General features: G+C 61.2%; 19 protein-coding genes. 7 read left to right on the forward strand and 12 right to left on the reverse strand.

What is annotated here, in order from left to right:
- Positions 1-111: 111 nt before the first annotated feature.
- Positions 112-1,038 carry a GGDEF domain-containing protein gene (locus M5B97_RS17405; protein WP_248732144.1) on the forward strand — a complete coding sequence of 309 codons (927 nt, stop codon included), beginning with the start codon at positions 112-114 and terminating at the stop codon, positions 1,036-1,038.
- Positions 1,039-1,060: 22 nt separating this feature from the next.
- Here the strand turns inward: M5B97_RS17405 and M5B97_RS17410 are convergent, their stop codons facing one another.
- From M5B97_RS17410 to M5B97_RS17440, 7 genes are all read right to left on the reverse strand, one after another.
- Positions 1,061-1,867: an iron-containing redox enzyme family protein gene (locus M5B97_RS17410; RefSeq protein WP_123717605.1), complete on the reverse strand. Its 807-nt coding sequence runs from the start codon at positions 1,865-1,867 to the stop codon at positions 1,061-1,063.
- Between the two features lie 45 nt (positions 1,868-1,912).
- A complete protein-coding gene (locus M5B97_RS17415; protein ID WP_248732145.1) occupies positions 1,913-4,375 on the reverse strand; it encodes an EAL domain-containing protein in 2,463 nt (820 codons plus the stop codon).
- 71 nt (positions 4,376-4,446) lie between these two features.
- Complete coding sequence (locus M5B97_RS17420) at positions 4,447-6,264, reverse strand: ABC transporter ATP-binding protein (protein WP_248732146.1); 1,818 nt, start codon at positions 6,262-6,264, stop codon at positions 4,447-4,449.
- Positions 6,257-6,859 carry a DsbA family protein gene (locus M5B97_RS17425; protein ID WP_177421573.1) on the reverse strand — a complete coding sequence of 201 codons (603 nt, stop codon included), beginning with the start codon at positions 6,857-6,859 and terminating at the stop codon, positions 6,257-6,259. The genes M5B97_RS17420 and M5B97_RS17425 overlap by 8 nt, the downstream gene beginning before the upstream one ends.
- Before the next feature lie 36 nt (positions 6,860-6,895).
- Positions 6,896-7,837: a rhodanese-related sulfurtransferase gene (locus M5B97_RS17430; protein WP_134656819.1), complete on the reverse strand. Its 942-nt coding sequence runs from the start codon at positions 7,835-7,837 to the stop codon at positions 6,896-6,898.
- A 242-nt stretch (positions 7,838-8,079) separates the two neighbouring features.
- Positions 8,080-8,373 carry a BolA family protein gene (locus M5B97_RS17435; RefSeq protein WP_123717600.1) on the reverse strand — a complete coding sequence of 98 codons (294 nt, stop codon included), beginning with the start codon at positions 8,371-8,373 and terminating at the stop codon, positions 8,080-8,082.
- Between the two features lie 6 nt (positions 8,374-8,379).
- Positions 8,380-8,898, reverse strand: coding sequence for a DUF2059 domain-containing protein (locus M5B97_RS17440; RefSeq protein WP_123717599.1), 519 nt, complete (start codon positions 8,896-8,898; stop codon positions 8,380-8,382).
- 181 nt (positions 8,899-9,079) lie between these two features.
- Here M5B97_RS17440 and M5B97_RS17445 point away from each other — a divergent pair, with 181 nt between their 5' ends.
- Complete coding sequence (locus M5B97_RS17445; RefSeq protein ID WP_123717598.1) at positions 9,080-10,462, forward strand: class II fumarate hydratase; 1,383 nt, start codon at positions 9,080-9,082, stop codon at positions 10,460-10,462.
- Here M5B97_RS17445 and M5B97_RS17450 read toward each other — a convergent pair.
- From M5B97_RS17450 to pap, 3 genes are all read right to left on the reverse strand, one after another.
- Positions 10,459-11,415, reverse strand: a complete 957-nt coding sequence (locus M5B97_RS17450; protein WP_123717597.1) for a DMT family transporter — start codon at positions 11,413-11,415, stop codon at positions 10,459-10,461. The genes M5B97_RS17445 and M5B97_RS17450 overlap by 4 nt on opposite strands.
- 185 nt (positions 11,416-11,600) lie before the next feature.
- A complete protein-coding gene (locus M5B97_RS17455; protein WP_134656822.1) occupies positions 11,601-12,785 on the reverse strand; it encodes a thiolase family protein in 1,185 nt (394 codons plus the stop codon).
- Between the two features lie 127 nt (positions 12,786-12,912).
- Positions 12,913-14,436, reverse strand: coding sequence for a polyphosphate:AMP phosphotransferase (pap, locus tag M5B97_RS17460; protein ID WP_248732147.1), 1,524 nt, complete (start codon positions 14,434-14,436; stop codon positions 12,913-12,915).
- A 190-nt stretch (positions 14,437-14,626) separates the two neighbouring features.
- Here pap and mnmC point away from each other — a divergent pair, with 190 nt between their 5' ends.
- The 5 genes from mnmC to M5B97_RS17485 all read left to right on the forward strand — a co-directional run bounded on the left by mnmC (position 14,627) and on the right by M5B97_RS17485 (position 21,856).
- Entirely contained in the window at positions 14,627-16,606 is a 1,980-nt protein-coding gene (gene mnmC, locus M5B97_RS17465; protein ID WP_248732148.1) for a bifunctional tRNA (5-methylaminomethyl-2-thiouridine)(34)-methyltransferase MnmD/FAD-dependent 5-carboxymethylaminomethyl-2-thiouridine(34) oxidoreductase MnmC, read from the forward strand.
- Positions 16,607-16,841: 235 nt separating this feature from the next.
- Positions 16,842-18,614 (forward strand): N-acetylglutaminylglutamine amidotransferase, encoded by a 1,773-nt coding sequence (locus tag M5B97_RS17470; RefSeq protein ID WP_248732149.1) that lies wholly within the window; start codon positions 16,842-16,844, stop codon positions 18,612-18,614.
- A 3-nt stretch (positions 18,615-18,617) separates the two neighbouring features.
- Positions 18,618-20,351 (forward strand): N-acetylglutaminylglutamine synthetase, encoded by a 1,734-nt coding sequence (ngg, locus tag M5B97_RS17475; protein ID WP_123717592.1) that lies wholly within the window; start codon positions 18,618-18,620, stop codon positions 20,349-20,351.
- A gap of 23 nt (positions 20,352-20,374) precedes the next feature.
- Complete coding sequence (locus M5B97_RS17480; RefSeq protein ID WP_123717591.1) at positions 20,375-21,559, forward strand: osmoprotectant NAGGN system M42 family peptidase; 1,185 nt, start codon at positions 20,375-20,377, stop codon at positions 21,557-21,559.
- 69 nt (positions 21,560-21,628) lie between these two features.
- The gene (locus M5B97_RS17485) at positions 21,629-21,856 is read left to right on the forward strand and encodes a YheU family protein (RefSeq protein ID WP_129394982.1); all 228 of its coding nucleotides are present in this window, start codon (positions 21,629-21,631) and stop codon (positions 21,854-21,856) included.
- Between the two features lie 7 nt (positions 21,857-21,863).
- On the opposite strand, the gene csrA is transcribed toward M5B97_RS17485, so the two are convergent.
- Together csrA and M5B97_RS17495 are read right to left on the reverse strand one after the other, a co-directional pair.
- The gene (gene csrA, locus M5B97_RS17490) at positions 21,864-22,061 is read right to left on the reverse strand and encodes a carbon storage regulator CsrA (protein WP_134656828.1); all 198 of its coding nucleotides are present in this window, start codon (positions 22,059-22,061) and stop codon (positions 21,864-21,866) included.
- A 126-nt stretch (positions 22,062-22,187) separates the two neighbouring features.
- Complete coding sequence (locus tag M5B97_RS17495) at positions 22,188-23,003, reverse strand: SDR family oxidoreductase (protein ID WP_248732150.1); 816 nt, start codon at positions 23,001-23,003, stop codon at positions 22,188-22,190.
- Positions 23,004-23,178 lie beyond the last annotated feature (175 nt).

Below are 23,178 nucleotides of genomic sequence, written 5' to 3' on the forward strand. Positions count from 1 at the left end.
GGTTTAAACTGTTTCCAATGTTTTACGTAACTGAAGGAACAGTAAGACGCTTGGCCTTTGCCATTCTCATCCTGCCTGTAAGACAGTTAAGTGCTTAGAGGCCGTCCATTTATGAAAACACCCACCCAGACCAACACAATTGACTTCGACAGTGCCAAATTGCAACGTCTGGGATTTGGTCAGCCGTCTCTGCTTCCCCGGCGCCCTACTACCCTTGCCCAACTTCGCCAGCAACTGAACCAACAGTTGCAGAGCAGCCTGGAACCAGAACGTATTCTTGGCCTGTTCTTTCGCGAAACCCAACGCCTGGTCCCCATGGACGCCCTACAATACCGTCACGAAACCAGCGATCTGCGCCTGGAGTTCGGCCATCGCGGCCATCATTCGGTAAGTTACAGCTTGAGCCACGAAGGCGAGCACTTGGGCGAACTGATCTTTCGGCGCAACCAGCGGTTCATGGAAGAAGAACTGAATCAACTCGAGTCCCTGCTGGCCACCCTGCTCTATCCGATGCGCAACGCCCTGCTCTACCGCGTAGCCACCCGCAGCGCCCTGCGTGATCCGCTGACCGAAACCGGCAACCGAATTGCCATGGACCAGACCCTGCAAAGGGAGATCGACATGGCCAGGCGGCATCTGAACCCGTTGTCCTTGCTGATGCTGGACATTGACCACTTCAAGCGAATCAACGACACCCATGGTCATGCCACCGGCGACAGCGTGCTGCGCGCCGTGGCTGCGACGATCAAAAGCCAGTTGCGCAACGTGGACATGGTGTTTCGGTTTGGCGGGGAAGAGTTTCTGATCCTGCTATCGAATACCGGCCGGGATGCCGCGGCGATGGTCGGCAACCGTCTGCGCCAGGCAGTACAGGCCCAGGATTATGGAGCGGAGGGTACGCGTATCGAATTGACGGTGAGCCTCGGCTGCTCAACTTTGCTGGCCGCCGAGTCGGCCGAAAGCCTGTTGCGCCGCGCCGACAACGCTTTGTACGTGGCCAAGCGCGAAGGCCGCAACCGCTTGGCAATGGCGGGGTAAAACCCCCGCCATCACGCTTACATCACGCCTCGCTGGCGACGCGTGCCGGACGCTCGCGAACGGCGGCGAGCACCTTGTCTTTGTCTTTTTCCAACTGCATGCAGCTTTCCAGAAACAGGTACATGTAGTCGTAGCTCTTGCAGATGGCCTGGCGCAACTCGACCTGCAAGGCCTTGCTCGGGTTCATCCCGGCCAGCGTGCAGATGATTTCCAGGGCCTCCCAAGGGTGGGCGTCATCGTACTGAGCGTGCATCTTCAACCACTTCATTGCACGCTTGCGGTCTTCCTCGGGGAAGGCGGCGGCATACACACCGGTCGAACACACCACGGCGGACCACTCCCCAGTCGCCCCTTCGATGGCATAGTTGGTCGCCGCGATTGCAACGATCAGCGAGTCGGCCGAACTGGTATGCCAGCACCAATGGCTCAGGGCGTGCAATTCCGGCGGTACGTTCTGCGCTTGCAACTCTTCCAGGCTCACGCCATGGGCGCGGGCCCAATGCACCCAATAGTCAGCGTGGTTCAGTTCCACACGAATGTTGCGCATCAGCCAACGTCGCGCCATATCCTCCCCAGGATGGCGGGCAAACTTGGTCTTGGTGAGGTTCTGCGCCATGTACAAAGCAAACTGTTCAACCACCGGCCAACCACCAATCAGGTAGTGGCGCATGGTCTTGGCGCTGAGCGCGTTGTCGCGCATGCGCTGGTACAGTTCGTGCTCGACAACTCGGCGCTTGCTCTCGCTACAGTCCTGGATCAATTGTTGCGCCCAGGCGGGGTAACTTGAGGCTTCCATAAGCGGGCCGGTTCTGTTGAATGTGTCGATCACTGTAGGGCTCCTTTTTTAGTGTGATAGTACAGACCAGCAAATGTTTCAGCGGAATGTGCCGGGCGCCTTGAATAACAGAGGCTGCGGCCGCACAGGTCGACACTGCAAGCTATCAAAGGTAAACAATTGCGGGCGTTCAATCAGGTAGCCCTGAGCGTAATCCACACCTATCTCAAGTAAAGCCTGTTCGATGTGCGGTGTTTCAACAAACTCGGCAATTGTGCGCTTACCCATGACGTGGCCGATGTGGTTGATCACTTCGACCATGGCGCGGTTAATCGGGTCGTCCAGCATATCCTTTACGAAACTTCCATCGATCTTCAGGAAGTCTACAGGTAAATGTTTAAGATAAGCGAATGAGGACATTCCGGCGCAAAAATCATCAAGAGAGAAATGGCAACCTAACGCTTTGAGTTCATTAATAAAACGTATCGCACTGCCAAGATTGGCTATAGCACTCGTCTCTGTTATTTCAAAACATATCATTTCAGGCGGGATGTTATAGGCCGCGAATTTCTCACGTAAGAAACCCAGGAAATCATCATCACCAATGGTAATGCCTGACAGATTGATCGCACACATGGCCATCGGTCGGCCCGGACGCTCACGCAAGCATTCGGCGATGATCTTGAACACGTTCTCGACCACCCAACGGTCCAGCGATGTCATCAGGCCGTAACGTTCAGCGGCCGGGATAAAGCTGTCGGGCAAAATGATGCGCCCCCCTTCATCATGCAGCCGCAACAGGATTTCGATGTGCCCACTGCCTGCGTCGGTATGGCCCAGCGGCGAAATCTCCTGGGAGTACAGGCAAAAACGGTCTTCTTCCAACGCCACGTGCAGACGCTGCACCCAGGCCATCTCACCGAAGCGCACAGACAACTCCGAGTCATCGGCATGGTAGACCTGCACCCGGTTGCGACCCTTTTCCTTGGCCATGTAGCAGGCCATATCTGCCGCCCGCAGCGAGGTTTCCAGGGTGGTCGGGGTTTGCGAGATATGCACCAGGCCGATGCTGACGGTGGTCATGAACGGCCGCCCCTTCCACACAAAGTGCAGGCTCTGCACGGTATGGCGCAGGCTTTCAGCGATCTTTTCGGCCACCGGTGCCGGGCAGTTCTCCAGCAGAATGCCGAATTCGTCGCCGCCCAGCCGCGCCAGGGTGTCACCTTCACGCAGGTCCGACTGCAGCAACGCACAGATATGACGCAACAGCTCGTCGCCGGCCGCATGCCCACAGGTGTCGTTGACCAGTTTGAATTGGTCCAGGTCGAGGAACATCAACGCGTGCCGCCCACTTTGCTGGCGCCCCACTTGTTGCAGAACCTGCTCCAGGCGGTACTCGAACTCGCGACGGTTGGCCAGGCCGGTCAAGGCATCATGGGTCGCTTGCCACGACAGATTGGCGATGTACTGGCGCTCCTGGGTCATGTCGTGCAGTACCAGCACCGCGCCGCTGACTTTGCCGGCGCTGCGGATCGGCGCCCCCACCAACGTCACCGATACCGTACTGCCGTCCAGGCGCTGGATCAGCTTGGAATGTTCACTGCCGCCACCAAGCCGGCCCTTGATGATGCGCTCGATCAGGGTAAAGCCGTCAGGCTCGGCGCTTTCATCCAGCAGTTTGAACAGCGCCGCCAGCGGCAAGCCTTGGGCCTGCGCGTTTTTCCAGTGGGTCAACGCCTCCGCCGCGGGGTTCATGTAGTCTATGGCGCCATCGACATCGGTCGTGATCACGCCGTCGCCGATCGATTCCAGGGTGATCTGCGCGCGTTCCTTCTCGACTTGCAGGGCATTGGCAAAGGCATGGCGCTGGGCCAGCAGCTTGTGGGTACGCAACAGCGCCAGAACAATCAGGCCCAAAGCGGTGGCCAGGTTGGTGATCAGCAACAGCCGCAAAATCATGCGTGAGCCTTCGCCCAAAGCATCGCTGAATGCCTTGGCTGCCGGGGTCACACCGTCGTTGATAGCAATGATGTGCGCCTTCCAGTCGCGCACGTTGTCGCCACTGACCTGATTCGCGCTGATCGCCTGGTGCATCGACTGCGCCAGTTCATCCAGTTGCACCAGGTAGCCGTCGCCCACGGTCCACAGTTCGATGGCTTTTTCCAGATAGCTGAAATGGCGGAAGTTGAGGTACAGCCAGATCAGGCTGGAAACGTCATCCGGGTGGTTGCCGCCCTTGAGAATGCCCAGGCGCGCTGCGGTGAGGTCCGGGACGGGGCGGTCAAGGGCAATGCGCAGTTCGTGGCCGCCCTGTGGCACGGCGATGGCTTGCTGGTACTTGAGATAAGTCGCTTCGTCGCGGTTATCGGCGTAGAGCGTCAGGTAATAGATGGCATCTTTCTGACCCTTGGACCATAGACTTTCGCCAGCCACATAGCCACGCACCGCTGAAAGCACGTAGAGACTGACGCAACCCAACAATGCCTGGAACAGCACGACGGCGATAAAAGGCCAGACAATGCCCAACAACCGTGGTGTTCCGAGAGTTCGCTTTTGCTTCATGAAGTCCCTTGCACATGCACAGCTGAATACGCACGCGAAAATCCGCTCCCGATAGCACAGCCTAAGCTAAATCAATGCACTTGTTGCAGATGCCCGTACAACTTGGCGTACAACCCGCCATCAGCGATCAATTGCTGATGGTCGCCGTCCTCGGCGATATGCCCACCATCGAACACCAGTACTCGATCAGCCTGTTTCACCGCCGACAAGCGATGGGCGATAATCAGTGTAGTACGCCCGCTGAGAAACCGCGCCAGCGCCTGATGCAGGTTGTACTCGGTGGCGGCGTCCAGGGCGGAAGTGGCCTCGTCCAGAATCACCACCTTCGGCTCGGCCAGCACCATCCGCGCAATGGCCAGGCGCTGGCGTTGCCCGCCGGAAAAGCGTACGCCGGACCGCCCCACCACACTGTCCAGGCCCAAGGGCAAAGCCTTGACCGTGGCCTCCAGTTGGGCGATCTCCAGTGCCTGCCAGCAAGCCTGGTCGGAACGGGGACGGCCCATGGTCAGGTTGGCGCGCACGGTATCGTTGAACAGCGCCGGGTGTTGCAGCACCACCGCTACATGTTCACGGATGGTCTCCAGGCCGATCTCCTGCTGGGTGGCACCGCCGAAACGGATACTGCCCGCCTGTGGCGTATACAGCCCCAGCAGCAGTTGCACCAACGTACTTTTGCCGCCGCCGCTGGCACCGACGATGGCAACCTTTTCTCCTGGCGCAATGCTCAGGTTCAGTTGGTCGAGCACCAAGTCTTCACCGTAGCCGAAGTTGAGGCCACGCACGTCAATACCCACCGTCTCATGCCCGGTAAACGGATCATCGCCGCCGGCATATTGCGGCTCGTCGGCTCGCGCCAGCAGCTCGTTGATCCGCGTCAGCGCCCCGCCCGCCGCGTAGTACGCGTATTGCAGGTTCAACAATTGTTCCACCGGGCCGATCATAAACCACAGGTAACTGAACACCGCGAGCATCTGGCCAATGGACAGGTCGGAAAACAAGACGGTGAGCATCGCCGCCGCACGGAAGATATCGATACCAAACTGGAACAACAAACCGCTGGCGCGGCTGGAGGCATCGCTTTTCCATTGGGAATTGATCGCATAGTCGCGCACTTCCAGGGCACGCTGGCCAAGGCGCCCGAGGAAAAAGCCCTGGCGGTTGCCGGCGCGCACTTCCTGGATGGCGTCCAGGGTTTCGGTCAGCGCCTGGGTAAACCGTGAGGTGCTGTCGTTTTCCAGTTTTTTCAGGTGTTTGACGCGCTTGCCCAGTTGCACCGTGGCGTAGATCACCAGCGGATTGAACAACAGGATCAACAACGCCAGCTGCCAATGCATCCACACCAGAATGGCCGAAGTGCCCACCAGGGTGAGCATGGCCACCAGGAAGCGGCTAAGGGTTTCGCCGACGAATTTATCCAGCGTGTCGAGGTCGGTGACCAGATGTGTGGTGACCGTGCCACTGCCCAGGCTTTCATATTCGCCGAGGGAAATGCGCTTGAGCCGTTCGATCAGGCGCACGCGGATGCGATACACGATGTCTTTGGCCAACCGCGCAAACAGCCGCGCCTGCACCACGTTGAATACCAACGCACCACAGCGCAGTAACAAGGTCACCAAGAGCATCAGGCCGATATAACCGGCGGCTTTCTGCCAGCCCAGGGGTAACGCGTGGTTCATCACCTTGAGCGCGGCATCGCCGTGGCCCAGCAGCACTTCGTCCACCAGCAATGGCAACAACAGGGGAATAGGCACACTGCACAGGGTCGCCAGCACGGCTACGCCATTGGCGATCCACAGGGATTTCTTGTGACGCAGGGCCAAACGGCGGATTTCCGCCCAGGTCAGGCGATCAGTGCGTTTGCCAGGTTCAAGGTCAGGCTGATCATGCACAGGTTGCTCGCTCCAGCCATCGAGCCAGCAACGGCGACAGCTCGGACAGCGGCTGATAACCATTGGTCAGCAAAGCCAACTGGCCATTGCGCTCGGCCAAAAGGGTCGGAAAACCGGCGATACCCAAGTCCTGCACCCACGTGAAGTCAGCGGCCGTTGCGGCGTGTTGCTCGGCGCGGTCAAACGCACCGGCAAACTCGATCCGCGGTATGCCGGCCTTCTCCGCCAGTTCCACCAGCACACTGGCGAGGGTCACATCGCGGCCCTCGACATAAAACGCGCGCTGGATCAGCCCCAGCAGCGTCCACGCGCAGTCCGGCGCCAGGCTGCGCGCCGTGACAATGGCGCGGCAGGCCGGCTCGGTGTCATAGACGAAACCGTCGGGCAACGCGCCTTCGCGCTTGAACGGCTGGCCGGTGGCATCGGTGACCGCCTGCCAGTGTTCCAGGATGTAGCGCCGGGTCGCAGGTTCCAGCGCCGCACCGCTGCCGGTGCGCAAACCACCCACTACCAGATGCAACTCCACGCCGGCGGCCTGGGCCTGCTCCACCAACGCCTCGGCCACCGGGGCAAAACCCCAGCACCAGGAGCACATCGGGTCCATTACATAGAGCAGGCGCGCAGACATGGCTCAGGCCTCGGAAGGGGTTTGCTTATAGTTGAAGCCAATCGGATGCGGCATATTGCGGGCCTTGGCCAGTTCAATCTGCTTTTGCCGGTCGATCGCGCTGCGACGGGTCTTCTCCGGCAGCTTATCCCAGCAATGCGGACAACTGATACCCGCCACATAGTGCTCGGACGCGCGGTCTTCGACGCTCACCGGTGTGCGGCAGGCATGACATTGATCGTAGTCGCCTTCACTCAAGTCGTGGCGTACCGTCACACGATTGTCGAACACAAAACAGTCGCCCCGCCATTTGGTTTCTTCCTGGGGCACCTCTTCAAGGTACTTCAGGATGCCACCCTTGAGGTGGTAGACCTCATCAAAGCCCTCGCTGAGCATATAGCTCGAGGCTTTCTCACAACGAATGCCGCCCGTGCAGAACATGGCGACCTTCTTGTGCTTGGCCGGGTCGAAGTTGGCTTTGATGTAGTCGGGAAACTCGCGAAAACTGGTAGTTTTCGGGTCAATCGCGCCTTCGAAGGTGCCGATGGACACTTCGTAGTCATTGCGGGTGTCGATCAACAGCACTTCCGGGTCACTGATCAGCGCGTTCCAGTCCTGCGGTTCGACATAGGTGCCGACCTTCTTGTTCGGATCGACGCCTTCGACGCCCAGGGTCACGATCTCTTTCTTGAGCTTGACCTTGGTGCGGTAGAACGGCTGCTCGTCGCAGTAGGATTCCTTGTGATCGATATCGACCATGCGCGGGTCATTTTTCAGCCAGGCAAGCAGGCCATCGATGCCTTCGCGGGTGCCGGAAACGGTGCCGTTGATGCCTTCCTCGGCGATCAGCAGGGTGCCTTTGATGCCGTTGTCGACCATCGCCTGCAGCAGTGGCTCGCGCAGGGCGACGTAATCTTCAAGGGTGACGAACTTGTACAGTGCCGCCACGACAATCGGTTGAGTCATGGGTGTTCTCTCCAGGTGGCTACCCTCGTAAAGGGTGAACCGGATTGGTGCAGCTGCGAGTTTCAAGCTGCAAGCTGCAAGTAAAAGCAAAGACAAAAAAACGCGCCGACTAAGCGGCGCGCTGAGGATTCTAACAAAAAGGCAGCTATGTGGGCTCCAATCTCGTAGCTTGTAGCTTGTAGCTTGTAGCTTGTAGCTTGTAGCTTGTAGCTTGTAGCTTGTAGCTTAGTAGCGTAGCTGCCTCAATGCCCTCCGGCGCAGGTCGGCGAGGCCGGTGCTGCGTCGATTTTCGCCCATTCGTCAGGCGTGTAGGTATGCAGCGCAAGCGCATGAAACTCGCTCATCAGGTCACCCAGGGTGGCGTAGACCTTCTGATGGCGCTTGACGCGGTTGAGCCCCTCGAACTGAGGGCTGACCAGCACGGCCTTGAAGTGGGTCTGCAACCCACGGCTGTGCATGTGGCTTTCATCCAGCACGCTCAGGTGGTCGGAGCCCAGGGCGGCAAGCGCCGTTTCGATACGCTGTTGCATGGTCATTCCTGCTTACTTCTTCTTGGCCGGTGCGGCAGCTTTCGGCATCAGCTCGTTGGTCATGTCTTCCAACAGCTTGTTGACTACCGGCACGGCGCTTTCCAGCTTGGCCTGGGTCATCTGGGCCGATTGCTGGGTCAGTTGCGGCATTTTTTCTAGGACTTTCTTGCCCAGTGGCGACTGGTAGAAAGCGACCAGGTCCTTGAGCTCGGACTCGCTGAAGTTGCTGGTATAGAGCTTGACCATGTCCGGCTTCAGCTTCGGCCAGCCGATGGCCTGGTCCAGGGCGGCGTTGGCCTTGGCCTGGTAGCTGTCCAGTACGGACTGCTTGGCGGCAGGCGCCTTGGTCTGTTCGAAACGCTGGGCAAACATTTGCTGCACTTGCATGTACACCGGGGTACCCAGCTTGTCGGCGTGGGCCAGGGTAAGGAAGGCTTCGGCACTGGCGTTGTGGCTGGCGGTATCGGCAAAAACCTGGCCGCTGGCGCAAACCAGAGCAACCGCGGTACAGATGGCACGAAGACGAGTCATCGAGTTTCCTTTTCTAGCAGACGAGGTAAGACCCCAAGGGCGCCCATTCTGCGCCTAAAAAACCTTATGGCTCAACCCCGCCCCTTGTCGGGCGTGGATTTGCCGATGAAAAGTCTTTCAGGGAACCCGTCCGGCCGATCACAGCCTAAACTGCGCAAACGAACCTGAAGGAGTAAGCCCGATGAGCCGTATCGAAACCGACAGCCTGGGAGAAGTTCATGTCCCGGACGATGCTTACTGGGGCGCCCAGACCCAACGTTCGCTGGTGAATTTCGCCATTGGTGAACAGCGCATGCCACTCGCGGTGCTGCACGCCCTGGCCCTGATCAAGAAGGCCGCGGCACGGGTCAACGACCGCAACGGCGATCTGCCCGCCGACATCGCCCGCCTGATAGAGCAAGCCGCTGACGAAGTGCTCGATGGGCAGCATGACGATCAATTCCCGTTGGTGGTGTGGCAAACCGGCAGCGGTACCCAGAGCAATATGAACGCCAACGAGGTCATCGCCGGCCGTGCCAACGAGCTGGCGGGCAACAACCGTGGCGGCAAGAGCCCGGTGCACCCCAACGACCACGTCAACCGTTCCCAGAGTTCCAACGACTGCTTCCCCACGGCCATGAGCATCGCGGCCGTGCAGGCCGTGCATCAACGGCTGCTGCCCGCAATCGCTAATCTTTCCGGCGGGTTGGCGGAGCAAGCCGCCAAACATATGAAGCTGGTGAAAACCGGTCGCACCCACATGATGGACGCCACACCGATCACCTTCGGCCAGGAACTCTCGGCCTTTATTGCCCAACTCGACTACGCCGAACGCGCGATCCGTAGCGCCCTGCCTGCGGTGTGCGAACTGGCCCAGGGCGGCACCGCCGTAGGCACCGGGCTGAATGCGCCCCACGGTTTTGGCGAGGCCATTGCTTCCGAGCTGGCAGCGTTGTCAGGTCTGCCCTTCGTCACGGCCCCGAACAAGTTCGCCGCCCTCTCCGGCCATGAGCCACTGGTGACCCTGCACGGTGCGCTGAAAACCCTGGCCGTGGCCCTGATGAAAATCGCCAACGACCTGCGCCTGCTGGGTTCCGGCCCCCGTGCGGGGCTGGCCGAAGTGAAGTTGCCGGCCAACGAGCCGGGCAGTTCGATCATGCCGGGCAAGGTCAACCCCACCCAGTGCGAGGCGCTGTCGATGCTGGCCTGCCAGGTATTGGGCAATGACGTGACCATCGGCATTGCCGCCAGCCAGGGGCATTTGCAGTTGAACGTGTACAAGCCGGTGATCATCCACAACCTGCTGGAATCGATCCGCCTGCTGGCCGATGGCTGCAATAACTTCCAGGAGCATTGTGTGGCCGGCCTCGAGCCGGACGCTGTGCAAATGGCCGAGCACCTGGAGCGCGGGCTGATGCTGGTCACGGCACTCAACCCACACATCGGTTATGACAAGTCGGCGCAGATCGCCAAGAAGGCGTACGCCGAAGGCTTGACCCTACGGGAAGCCGCGCTGGAGCTGGGCTACCTCTCCGAGGCGGAGTTCGACCAATGGGTACGCCCGCAGGACATGCTCGGAAACTAGGAGGCCATGCGTAAACGCCGGGCCTTGAGCCCGGCGAGCAACGACGGTGCCAGCGCCACGGTCGCCGACCCCAGCACCACCACCAACGCCCCGGCATAGCCCAGGGCGTTGATCTCTTCAGCCTGCACATAGTCCGGCCACAACCACGCGGCCAGGGCCACCGCGACAAAGGTCACCAAGGGTGTGATCGCCAGAGTCGCACTGACCCGCGAAGCTTCCCAATGGGCCAGCGCCTCGGCGAAGGCGCCATACGCCACCAGGGTGTTCATGCAGCAGGCCAGCAACAGCCAGCCTTGCAGCGGGCTCAGGTCCAGCGCTTCCAGCGGATGAGCCCAGGGCGTGAGCAACAGGGCACAGAACAGATAGATCACCATCATCACCTGCAGCGAATTCCACGCCGTCAACAGCTGCTTCTGCCCCAGGGCATAGAACACCCAGATGGAGGTCGCCAGCAATATCGTCAATACGCCCGCCGTGTAAGTGCCAAGCGAGCTGAGAAGCTCCGTCAGGCGCTGGTTGAAGAACAAACCGAAACCGCAGATCAACACCACCAACCCTACTACCTGCCCCAGGCTGAATCGCTCCTTGAACACAAACACACTGGCGATCATCAGGAAGATCGGTCCCATCTGCACCACCAGTTGTGCGGTGCCGGGACTGAGCATTTTCAGGCCGACCAGATACAGCACGTAGTTGCCTACCAGACCGCACACCGCCATCGCCACCAGCCAGCCGCCCTTCGGGCCAAGCACCCTGCGACTGGGCAAGCGCCTGCTGAGCGCGAGGTAGACGAACAGGCAACCGCCGGCCACTGTCAGGCGAAACCAGGTAACGGTGATCGGGTCCATCACCTGCAGCACTTGTTTGAGTTTGATGGGCAGGATGCCCCATAGAAACGCGGTCAGCAGGGTCAAGCCAAAGCCGTAGACCCAGCGGCCGGAAGAGATGTGCATGAGAGCCCCAGGAACCAGAGGAAGTGGAAACGCATTCTAGGGGCAAGCACAAGGATTGGGCTATGACGCCGTTCAAAATGCGGGAGGGGCTTCCCCGATGAGGGTATGTCAGTCACAGATCCTCGATCTGAGCCACCGCCATCGGGGACAGCCCCTCCCCCACTGATCCCGTTTTCCAGCGGAACCTAACGCACCGCTTCGAACAGACCGGTCGCCCCCATACCGCCGCCTACACACATGGTCACGACGCCATAGCGCAAGTTACGGCGCTGCAACTCACGCACCAGATGCCCCACTTGCCGCGAGCCGGTCATGCCGAACGGGTGCCCGATGGAGATCGAACCACCGTTGACGTTGTATTTCGCATTGTCGATTTCCAGGCGATTACGCGCATACAGGCACTGCGAGGCAAACGCCTCGTTGAGCTCCCACAGGTCGATATCCGCCACCTGCAACCCCTTGGCCTTGAGCAACTTGGGCACCGAGAACACCGGGCCGATACCCATCTCATCCGGTTCGCAGCCCGCCACGGTAAACCCGCGGAAAAACGCCTTGGGCTTGAGCCCCAGTGCCAGTGCTTTCTCCAGGCTCATCACCAGGGTCATCGAAGCGCCATCGGAGAGCTGCGACGAGTTACCCGCCGTCACCGAGCCGTCTTCGGCAAACACGGGTTTCAAGCCTTGCAGGCTGGCCAGGGTGGTGTCCGGGCGGTTGCAATCGTCGCGGTCGACCACGCCGTCCAGCACCTGCACTGCGCCGGTGTTCTTGTCCTCGACCTTATACTTGACCGCCATCGGCACGATTTCATCGCTGAACAAACCGTCGGCCTGAGCCTGGGCAGTGCGCTGCTGGCTTTGCAGGGCATACAGGTCCTGCTCTTCACGGCTGACGTGATAACGGCGCGCGACGATCTCGGCGGTCTGGCCCATGGGGAAATACAGGCCCGGCACCTGCTCCTTGAGCAACGGGTTGATCAGGTTATCGGTGTTGACGCTTTTCATAGTCAGGCTGATGGACTCGACGCCACCGGCAACGATGATGTCGCTGCAACCCGAAGCGATCTGGTTGGCCGCAATGGCAATCGCCTGCAAACCCGAAGAGCAGAAACGGTTGAGGGTCATGCCCGCCGTCCCGGTGCCCAACTGCGAAAGCACCGCCACATTACGCCCGATGTTGTAGCCCTGGGCACCTTCGTTGGAGCCGGCACCCACGATGCAATCCTCAACCGTCGCCGGGTCGATGCCGTTGCGTGCGAGCAGCGCGTTGACGCAATGGGCCGCCATGTCATCGGGGCGGGTCTGGTTGAACTTGCCGCGAAAGGACTTGGCCAGGCCGGTTCGCACGCTGTCGACGATGACTACTTCACGCATGGGGCTACCTCGATCTTGTCGTTGTTGGGAGATGGATCGAGGATAGATCCAGGTCCTCCCAACCGCGACGATCATTCACCCGGCGTATGCGAAACCATGAGGGCGGTGAGCGGGCTTGCCTCGTTCGCTACTTCTTGGCTTTCTTGCCTTTCTTGTCGTGCTTGTCGGTTTTTTCGAACGCTTCTTCCAGCGCCCGGTTGATCGTGCGCAGCACCTTGACCCGCGCCCAGCGCTTGTCGTTGGCTTCCACCAGGGTCCAGGGCGAAATTTCGGTGCTGGTGCGGTCGACCATATCGCCCACGGCGGTGCGATAATCATCCCACTTGTCGCGGTTGCGCCAATCGTCTTCGGTGATCTTGAAGCGCTTGAAAGGGATGTTTTCACGGGCCTGGAAGCGCTCCAACTGCGTGTCCTTGTCGATGGCCAGCCAGAACTTGACCACGATCACGCCCGCATCGCGCAGTTGCTCTTCGAAGTCGTTGATTTCGCCATAGGCGCGCATCCAGTCGGCCGGCGAGCAGAAGCCTTCGACGCGCTCCACCAGCACGCGGCCGTACCAGGAGCGGTCGAACACCGTGAACATGCCGCGCGCCGGAATCTTCTGCCAGAACCGCCACAGGTAAGGCTGGGCACGTTCGTCTTCACTGGGCGCGGCAATCGGCACGATATGGTATTGGCGCGGGTCGAGCGCCGCCGCCACACGCCGGATCGCACCGCCCTTACCCGCCGCATCGTTGCCTTCAAACACAGTGATCAATGCGTGCTTGCGCATGCGCTTGTCGCGCATCAGGCCGGAGAAGCGCGCCTGCTCGGTAATCAGCTGTTCTTCGTAATCATCTTTTTCCAGGCTTTTGCTCAAGTCGAGGCTGTCGAGCAGGCCCTTCTTGTCCACCGAAGCGATCAAGGGCGCCGGGTTCATGCCGCTGGATTTACCCTTGGCCAGTTTCAAGGCGTTTTGCAGCCCTTCGAGCAGCAGCTTGCCCACAGTGAGGCTGCGGTAATGGGCGTCGACCCCTTCGATCACATGCCACGGTGCGTAGTCGCGGCTGGTACGCCGCAGGATACGCTCACCGAAATGCACGAACTTGTCGTAGGTCTCGGACTGCTGCCAGTCCAGCGGGCTGATGCGCCAGCTGTGCAGGGGGTCGTCGGCCAGCGCCTTGAGGCGCGCCTTCATCTGCTTCTTGGACAAGTGAAACCAGAACTTGAAGATCAACGCCCCTTCGTCGCAGAGCATCTTTTCCAGGCGCTCGGCACCGGCGATGGCCTGATCGAGACGGGCATCCTTGATCTCGCCGTGTACTCGGCTTTGCAACATCTGGCTGTACCAGTTGCCGAAGAAAACTCCCATGCGCCCCTTGGCAGGCAATTGGCGCCAATAGCGCCAGGCCGGTGGACGGGCCAACTCTTCATCGGTCTGCTGGTCGAAGGTGCGCACCTCGATCAGGCGCGGGTCCATCCATTCATTGAGCAGCTTGACCGTCTCGCCCTTGCCGGCGCCTTCGATGCCGTTGATCAGGATGATCACGGGAAAGCGCTTCTGCTGCTGCAGTTCATATTGAACCTCCAGCAACGCCTCGCGCAGGGCCGGCACTTCAGCGTCATAGGTGTCTTTGTCGATGGCGTGACCGATTTCGGCGGATTCGAACATGGGGCAGCTCCGTTTCAAGATGGCTCAAGACTAGCGGATTGGGCTACGCGGCAGGAAAGGAATTCCAACGAACTTGTCGTGGGTCAATGGCCGCAGCCTGGCTGAACCTCGGCAACCGCCGCCCCATCGCCAGCCCCGTGATCGGCTAGAATGGCGGCCTTGCCTTTGCCTGCGATTTTTTGAGCCGCCCATGAACCCGATCACCCACGCCCAGCTCGACTGGGATGAGCAAGGCCGCCCGCACTCGCGGGTGTTCGACGATGTGTACTTCTCCGACCAGTCGGGCCTTGAAGAAACCCGCTATGTGTTCCTCGAACAGAACCGTTTGCAGGAGCGCTTCGCGGCCTTGCCGGTGGGTGGGCGGCTGGTGATTGGTGAAACCGGCTTTGGCACCGGCCTGAATTTCCTGTGTGCCTGGCAGCTGTTCGAGCAACACGCGGTCGCCGGTGCACGCTTGCATTTTGTCAGCGTGGAAAAATACCCCCTCAGTCACACCGACCTGAAACGCGCCCTCGCCCTGTGGCCCGAGCTGCAACCGTTCGCCGAACAACTGCTGGCGCAGTACATCGCCATCCACCAGGGTTTTCAGCGCCTGGTGCTGGATAACGGCCGCGTGACCCTGACCCTGCTGATCGGAGATGTGCTCGAACAGTTGCCGCAACTGGACGCGCAGATCGATGCGTGGTTTCTCGACGGTTTCGCCCCTGCGAAAAACCCGGAGATGTGGACCGCCGAGTTGTTTGCCGAACTGGCACGCCTGGCCGCGCCGGGCTCGACCATCAGCACCTTTACCAGCACCGGCTGGGTTCGGCGTTTGATCAATGCGGCCGGGTTCAAGATGAAGCGCACGCCGGGTATCGGCCACAAGTGGGAGATCCTGCGCGGTGAGTTTCTCGGTTGGCCCGCCGATGTCACACCACCGCCGCCAGCCAAACCCTGGTTCGCCCGACCGGCGCGCCCCCACGGCGAGCGCAAAGCCCTGGTGATCGGTGGCGGCCTGGCCGGCTGTGCCACGGCCGCCAGTCTCGCTGCGCGCGGCTGGCAGGTCGACCTGCTGGAGCGCCACGATGCACTCGCCCAAGAGGCATCGGGCAATCCGCAAGGCGTGCTGTACCTGAAATTGTCTGCCCATGGCACCGCCTTATCACAGATGATCGTCGCCGGTTTCGGGCACACCCGTCGTCTGCTGGAACAGCTGCAGCGCGGTGTGGATTGGGACGACTGCGGCGTGTTGCAACTGGCCTTCGACGCCAAGGAAGACCAACGCCAGGCGCAACTGGCCAATGCGTTTGCGCCGACGCTGGTGCACCCGCTGAATCGGGAGCAGGCACAAGCCAGGGCCGGGGTTGCCCTGCAGCATGGCGGGCTGTTTTATCCGGAGGGCGGCTGGGTGCACCCGCCCGCCTTGTGTGAGTGGCAAGCCCGCCAGCCCGGCATCACCGTGCGGCCTCACCATGACGTACTCGACCTGCGCAACGTCGATGGCCAATGGCAGGCCTGGGACGGCGAACACCTGCTGGCCGGCGCGCCGGTGGTGGTTTTGGCCTGTGCGGCGCAAGTCCGACAGTTCGCCGACCTGCCGCTCAAGCGCATTCGCGGGCAGATCACCCGCTTGCCGCAAACAGCCGAGAGCGCCGCGCTCAAGACGGTGGTGTGTGCCGAAGGGTATGTGGCCCCGCCGCGCCTGGGCGAACACACGTTGGGCGCCAGCTTCGACTTCAACAACGATGACCTCACACCCACCGTCGCCGATCACGCCGGCAACCTGGCGCTGCTCAAGGACATCTCCGCAGACCTGGCCCAACGTCTGCACGCCGAAGCCCTCGACCCCGCCGACCTGCAAGGCCGCGCCGCCTTTCGCTGCACCAGCCCGGACTACCTGCCCATCGTCGGCCCGCTGGCCGACGCACCGGCCTTCGCCCAGGCCTACGACGCACTGCGCAAGGACGCCCGGCATACTCCGCAGACACCGTGTCCCTGGCTGGACGGCCTGTACGTCAACAGCGGCCATGGCTCGCGCGGCCTGATCACCGCGCCGCTGTCCGCTGAACTGCTCGCGGCCTGGCTGGATGATGAACCGCTGCCGCTGCCGAGCAGCGTGGCGCACGCCTGCCACCCGAATCGCTTCGCCGTGCGAACGCTGATTCGCAGCACTGCGACCAAGCGCTGAGCAACACCTCGGATACCGGATGGGCCACCGCCGGTATCCCCTTCCTCCATAAAGGCTCCCCCCGTCAAGCACGGGCAACACAGGCGCGTCATTGCACTGTGCGTACCCCGCGCCCCTTCCGCATATAACTTATTGTTCTAAAACTCCCGCAAATGCCTTGGGTCAGTTTCAGGGTATGCGCCCTTCCGGCGCTGTGAGTTTTGTTCTCCCCAACGGAAAAACCGGTAAGGAATTTATGTGCGGATTAGCTGGCGAGCTACGTTTTGATCACCAACCTGCCGACCTGGCAGCGATAGAACGAATTACCCATCACCTGGCCCCTCGCGGGCCCGATGCCTGGGGCTTCCATGCCCAAGGCCCAATCGCCCTTGGCCACCGTCGCCTTAAAATCATGGACCTGTCGGACGGCTCGGCCCAGCCGATGATCGACGCCCATCTGGGCCTGACCCTGGCCTTCAACGGTGCCATCTACAACTTCCCGGAACTCAGAGCAGAGCTGGAAGCCCTGGGCTACGCCTTCTATTCCGGCGGCGACACCGAGGTACTGCTCAAGGGCTATCACGCCTGGGGCGAAGCGCTGCTGCCCAAGCTCAATGGCATGTTTGCGTTTGCGATCTGGGAGCGTGATGCCCAGCGCCTGTTCCTTGCGCGCGACCGTCTCGGCGTGAAGCCGCTGTACCTGTCGCGCACCGGTCAGCGTTTGCGCTTTGCGTCGGCGTTGCCGGCGCTGCTCAAGGGCGGTGACATCAACCCGATCCTCGATCCGGTGGCACTCAACCATTACCTCAACTTCCACGCCGTGGTACCGGCGCCGCGTACCTTGCTGGCCGGCATTGAGAAGCTGCCACCGGCAAGCTGGATGCGCATCGACGCCGACGGCAAGATCGAGCAGAAAACCTGGTGGACGCTGCCCTACGGCCCACGTGAGGATGAGCGTAACCTCACCCTGGAAGACTGGACCGACCGCGTCCTCGACAGCACCCGCGAAGCCGTAGCCATTCGCCAACGCGCGGCCGTGGATGTCGGGGTACTGCTCTCCGGCGGCGTCGACTCGAGCATGCTCGTCGGGCTGCTGCGGGAAGTCGGCGTGGAAGGTCTGTCGACCTTCTCCATCGGCTTTGAAGATGCCGGCGGCGAACGTGGCGACGAGTTCCAGTACTCGGACCTGATCGCCCGGCACTATGGTACCCGCCATCACCAGTTACGCATCGCCGAGAGCGAAATCATCGAGCAACTGCCCGCGGCCTTTCGCGCCATGAGCGAGCCGATGGTCAGCCACGACTGCATCGCCTTCTACCTGTTGTCGCGGGAAGTGGCCAAGCATTGCAAGGTGGTGCAGAGCGGCCAGGGCGCCGATGAGCTCTTCGCCGGTTACCACTGGTACCCGCAGGTGGATGGCGCCAGCGATCCCTACAGTGCCTACCGCGAGGCATTCTTCGACCGCAGCTACGACGACTATGCCGCCACCGTCGCGCCGAAATGGCTCACCGCCAACGACGCTGCGGGCGACTTCGTGCGCGAGCATTTCGCGATGCCGGGTGCGCAAGCCGCGGTGGACAAGGCGCTGCGCCTGGACAGCACGGTGATGCTGGTGGACGACCCGGTCAAACGCGTCGACAACATGACCATGGCCTGGGGTCTGGAAGCACGCACGCCGTTCCTCGACTACCGCCTGGTGGAACTGTCGGCCCGCGTGCCGGGTAAATTCAAATTGCCCGATGGCGGCAAACAAGTGTTGAAAGAAGCGGCGCGCCGCGTCATCCCCAGCGAGGTCATCGACCGTAAAAAGGGGTATTTCCCGGTGCCCGGTCTCAAGCATTTGCAAGGCGACACCCTGAACTGGGTGCGCGACCTGCTGCTGGACCCCAGCCAGGATCGTGGCCTGTTCAACCCGGCCACACTCGACCGCCTGCTCACTGACCCGCAGGGCCAATTGACCCCGCTGCGCGGCTCCAAACTGTGGCAACTGGCGGCGCTGAACCTGTGGCTCAGCGAACAAGGAATCTGATTGATGAAACCCCATGCAGCGGCTTACAGCCAACGTTTACTCAAGGGCCAGGCACCGTCTTACGAACGCCTGCAAGCCCGACTGGCCGAGGATGGCAGCCCGCAAAACGCCGAACCGATCGCCGTGCATTGCGGTTGGGGCCGGTTACTGATCGGCCATACCTTTCCCGACCCGGCCAGCCTGGCCGAAGAACTGCTCAAGGAGCAGCCCGGCGAACGCGATATCGCGTTGTACGTGGCGGCGCCTCAGCAGATCCTCGGGCTCGACCCACAACAATTGTTCCTCGACCCCTCCGACACCCTGCGCCTATGGTTCACTGACTATCGTCCGGCCACCCGCGTATTTCGAGGTTTTCGCATCCGTCGCGTACAGACCGATGCCGATTGGCAGGCGGTCAACCTGCTCTACCACGGGCGCGGTATGTTGCCTGTAGACGCCGAACGCCTCACGCCCCGCCATCAGGGCGGACCGGTGTATTGGCTGGCCGAAGACGAAGACAGCGGCGCGGTGATCGGCAGCGTCATGGGCCTCAATCATCAGAAAGCCTTTCAAGACCCGGAAAACGGCTGCAGCCTGTGGTGCCTGGCGGTCGACCCGCAATGCACACGTCCCGGTGTGGGCGAGGTGCTGGTGCGCCATTTGGTGGAGCACTTCATGAGCCGTGGCCTGAGTTACCTGGACCTGTCGGTGCTGCACGACAATCGCCAGGCCAAGAGCCTCTACGCCAAGTTGGGTTTTCGGGCGCTGACCACGTTTGCGATCAAGCGCAAGAATGGCATCAACCAACCGCTGTTTCTGGGGCCGGGTCCGCAGGCGGAATTCAATCCGTATGCTCGGATCATTGTCGAAGAGGCCCATCGCCGCGGCATCGATGTGCAGGTCGATGACGCCGAGGCCGGTTTGTTCACCTTAAGCCATGGCGGACGCCGCGTGCGCTGCCGTGAGTCCCTGAGCGACCTGACCAGCGCTATCAGCATGACTTTGTGCCAGGACAAAAGCCTGACCCACAAAGTGCTCAAAGCGGCTGGTCTGAAATTACCGGCGCAACAATTGGCAGGCAGCGCCGATGACAACCTGGAGTTTCTCGACGAGCACCAGCGCATCGTGGTCAAGCCACTGGACGGCGAGCAAGGCCAAGGGGTAGCGGTGGACTTGCAGACCATCGAAGACGTGCAACAGGCCATCGAAGCGGCACGCCAGTTCGACAGCCGTGTGTTGCTGGAGAGCTTCCACGAAGGCCTGGATCTGCGCATCCTGGTGATCGGCTTTGAAGTGGTCGCCGCCGCTATCCGCCGCCCGGCCGAAGTCACCGGCGACGGCCACCACACCATCCGCGCCTTGATCGAGGCCCAAAGCCGTCGCCGGCAGGCCGCTACCGACGGCGAGAGCAAAATCCCCCTCGATGGCGAAACCGAGCGCACGCTGAATGCCGCCGGCTACGACTACAACAGCATCCTGCCTCCCGGCCAGACCCTGGCCGTGCGCCGCACGGCCAACCTGCACACCGGCGGTTGCCTGGAGGATGTCACCGCAATCCTGCACCCCACCCTGGTGGACGCCGCCATCCGTGCCGCCCGCGCCCTGGACATCCCGATGGTCGGCCTGGACCTGATGGTGCCTGCCGCCGACCAACCCGAGTACGTATTCATCGAGGCCAACGAACGGGCCGGCCTGGCCAATCATGAACCGCAGCCCACTGCGGAAAAGTTTGTGGACTTGCTGTTTCCCCATAGCTGAACGATCCGACCTTAGGAGTCTTTATGAGCCGAACCATCCCCGAACCGGATCTGAATTACCTGCAAAAAGTACTGCTGGAAATGCTCGCCATTCCCAGCCCTACCGGATTTACCGACACCATCGTGCGCTATGTCGCCGAACGCCTGGAAGAACTGGGCATTCCCTTCGAAATGACCCGGCGCGGCACCATTCGCGCCACCCTGAAAGGCCAAAAAAACAGCCCGGACCGTGCCGTGTCTGCGCACTTGGACACCATTGGCGCCGCCGTGCGGGCCATCAAGGACAACGGTCGCCTGACGCTGGCGCCAGTGGGCTGCTGGTCAAGCCGCTTTGCCGAGGGCAGCCGGGTCAGCCTGTTTACCGACAATGGCGTAATCCGTGGCAGTGTGCTGCCGCTGATGGCCTCCGGGCATGCGTTCAACACCGCCGTGGATGAAATGCCGGTGAGTTGGGACCATGTGGAATTGCGCCTGGACGCCTACTGCACCACCCGCGCCGACTGCGATTCCCTGGGCATCAGCGTGGGCGACTACGTGGCGTTCGACCCCTTGCCGGAGTTCACCGAGAGTGGGCATATCAGCGCCCGCCACCTGGATGACAAAGCCGGTGTCGCGGCCTTGCTCGCCGCGCTCAAGGCTATCGTCGACAGCGGCGAACCCTTGCTGATCGACTGTCACCCGCTGTTCACCATCACCGAGGAAACCGGCAGTGGCGCAGCGGCCGCCCTGCCCTGGGACGTCAGTGAATTCGTAGGGATCGATATTGCCCCGGTTGCCCCCGGCCAGCACTCCAGCGAGCATGCCGTGAGCGTGGCGATGCAGGACTCCGGCGGGCCGTATGACTATCACCTGTCCCGTCATCTGTTGCGCCTGGCGACCGACAACGAGCTGCCCGTGCGCCGCGACTTGTTCCGCTATTACTTCAGCGACGCCCACTCGGCCGTCACCGCCGGCCACGACATCCGCACCGCCCTGCTGGCCTTCGGCTGCGACGCCACCCACGGCTACGAACGTACGCACATCGACAGCCTGGCGGCGCTGAGCCGCCTGTTGGGCGCCTATATCCTCAGCCCGCCGGTGTTCGCCAGCGATGCACAACCGGCCCAGGGCTCACTGGACAGGTTCAGCCATCAGCTGGAACACGAGACGCAAATGGAGAGCGACACCCGCGTGCCGTCGGTGGACAGCCTGGTCGGTCAAAAATCCTGACGCCGGCAACTGCTGGTAACAAGGGCCCCGGCGCAGTAGGATCGCCGGGACCCTACCTCCGAGGCTTGTATGCTGATTCCCTACGAAGCACTTGAAGTCGATACCCTGACCCGGCTCATCGAAGACTTCGTCACCCGCGATGGCACCGACAATGGCGACGACACACCGCTGGAAACCCGCGTGCTGCGTGTACGCCAGGCCCTGACCAAAGGCCAGGCGCTGATCGTATTCGACCCCGAGAGCGAGCAATGCCAGTTGATGCTCAAGCACGATGTGCCCAAGCATCTGTTCGACTGAGCAGGTTTCAGGGATGGGTGGCGGTGTGGGGTTGGGCGGCCTGGCGTTCGAGGATCTTTTGATAGACCTCGGCACGGTGCACATTGACGTCCACAGGCGCCACGATGCCGAGTTTTACCTGGGTACCGTTCACTTCGAGGATGTGCAAGGCGATGTCATCGCCGATGGAGATGATTTCGCCGACGGCGCGGCTTAAGACCAGCATGGCGGTTGTCCTTTTGGAGTGACAGGACCTCGACCATGCGCGCTTGAATACGGCCCAGCAATGGCTTGCGGTCAAATCAGGCACCACCTACATCAATAGGTAACTTACCTGACAGACCGCACCCGATCAGCCCTTAACAGCTTGCGCTTTGGCGCGCATCTTGTCGGCCATCACCGTCATTTCGTCGTACAGCAACTGCGGATTCTTCTGCTTCAATGTCCAGGCCATCCGCCCCTGCTCATGGGGCAGAATCATGAACTCACCTTCGGCCACGTGCTGGTAGATGTAGTCGGCAATGTCCGCTGCCGAGATCGGCGAGCTTTCCAGTAACTTGCCCACCTGCGCTTTCATCGCCGGGGTCGGCCCGCGGAACGAGTCGAGCAGGTTGGTCTGGAAAAACGACGGGCACACCACATGCACGCCCACTTGCTGCTGCTTGAGTTCAACCAGCAGACTTTCCGACAGCGCCACCACACCGGCTTTGGCCACGTTGTAGTTGCTCATCGCCGGCCCCTGCATCAGCGCCGCCATCGAGGCGATGTTGATAATCCGGCCCTTGCTCTTCTCCAGCAGCGGCAGGAACGCCTTGCAGCCTTTAACCACCCCCATCAAGTTGATCGCAATCTGCCAGTCCCAATCTTCCAGGGACAGTTCGGCAAAGAAGCCCCCCGACGCGACGCCGGCATTGTTGACGATCACATCAATACCGCCGAGCTTCAACTCGCATGCTTGGGCAAAGGCCGTGAGCTGGCTGTAGTCACGCACGTCACAGCGTTGGGTAAACCCATCACCACCGGCCTCGCGCACCTGCTTGAGGGTTTCCTGCAAGCCCGGCTCGCTGACGTCCGACAAGGCCAACTGCCAGCCTTCACGGGCCCAGCGCAGAGCGATTTCACGACCCAGCCCGGACCCGGCGCCAGTGATCATCATGCGATTTTGCATAGAAAGTTGCCTTGTGTTCGCGGAGGTAATGCCCGGCAGTGTAGCGAAGGTTTTTCCGCTACCCACGCACCATCCAATTGATGAATGCCTCGGGCAAACCGGCGAACGGGTGCGAGGTCGGTTTACAGCGTAAGTTCAATGTTTTTGCAACTAAGCTTGTGCCGCTGCGAACGCG

The sequence above is a fragment of the Pseudomonas sp. MWU13-2517 genome, from assembly GCF_023242545.1.
In the GTDB taxonomy this organism is placed as follows: domain Bacteria; phylum Pseudomonadota; class Gammaproteobacteria; order Pseudomonadales; family Pseudomonadaceae; genus Aquipseudomonas.

What these genes read in the sequence shown, in the direction of transcription:
- M5B97_RS17480 (WP_123717591.1), top strand. Translation starts at nt 20,375, where the DNA reads ATGAGCCGAACCATCCCCGAACCGGATCTGAATTACCTGCAAAAAGTA.
- M5B97_RS17405 (WP_248732144.1), top strand. Translation starts at nt 112, where the DNA reads ATGAAAACACCCACCCAGACCAACACAATTGACTTCGACAGTGCCAAA.
- M5B97_RS17455 (WP_134656822.1), bottom strand. Translation starts at nt 12,785, where the DNA reads ATGCGTGAAGTAGTCATCGTCGACAGCGTGCGAACCGGCCTGGCCAAG.
- M5B97_RS17495 (WP_248732150.1), bottom strand. Translation starts at nt 23,003, where the DNA reads ATGCAAAATCGCATGATGATCACTGGCGCCGGGTCCGGGCTGGGTCGT.
- M5B97_RS17435 (WP_123717600.1), bottom strand. Translation starts at nt 8,373, where the DNA reads ATGACCATGCAACAGCGTATCGAAACGGCGCTTGCCGCCCTGGGCTCC.
- M5B97_RS17470 (WP_248732149.1), top strand. Translation starts at nt 16,842, where the DNA reads ATGTGCGGATTAGCTGGCGAGCTACGTTTTGATCACCAACCTGCCGAC.
- M5B97_RS17415 (WP_248732145.1), bottom strand. Translation starts at nt 4,375, where the DNA reads ATGAAGCAAAAGCGAACTCTCGGAACACCACGGTTGTTGGGCATTGTC.
- mnmC (WP_248732148.1), top strand. Translation starts at nt 14,627, where the DNA reads ATGAACCCGATCACCCACGCCCAGCTCGACTGGGATGAGCAAGGCCGC.
- M5B97_RS17445 (WP_123717598.1), top strand. Translation starts at nt 9,080, where the DNA reads ATGAGCCGTATCGAAACCGACAGCCTGGGAGAAGTTCATGTCCCGGAC.
- M5B97_RS17440 (WP_123717599.1), bottom strand. Translation starts at nt 8,898, where the DNA reads ATGACTCGTCTTCGTGCCATCTGTACCGCGGTTGCTCTGGTTTGCGCC.
- M5B97_RS17430 (WP_134656819.1), bottom strand. Translation starts at nt 7,837, where the DNA reads ATGACTCAACCGATTGTCGTGGCGGCACTGTACAAGTTCGTCACCCTT.
- M5B97_RS17485 (WP_129394982.1), top strand. Translation starts at nt 21,629, where the DNA reads ATGCTGATTCCCTACGAAGCACTTGAAGTCGATACCCTGACCCGGCTC.
- ngg (WP_123717592.1), top strand. Translation starts at nt 18,618, where the DNA reads ATGAAACCCCATGCAGCGGCTTACAGCCAACGTTTACTCAAGGGCCAG.
- M5B97_RS17425 (WP_177421573.1), bottom strand. Translation starts at nt 6,859, where the DNA reads ATGTGCTCCTGGTGCTGGGGTTTTGCCCCGGTGGCCGAGGCGTTGGTG.
- M5B97_RS17450 (WP_123717597.1), bottom strand. Translation starts at nt 11,415, where the DNA reads ATGCACATCTCTTCCGGCCGCTGGGTCTACGGCTTTGGCTTGACCCTG.
- pap (WP_248732147.1), bottom strand. Translation starts at nt 14,436, where the DNA reads ATGTTCGAATCCGCCGAAATCGGTCACGCCATCGACAAAGACACCTAT.
- csrA (WP_134656828.1), bottom strand. Translation starts at nt 22,061, where the DNA reads ATGCTGGTCTTAAGCCGCGCCGTCGGCGAAATCATCTCCATCGGCGAT.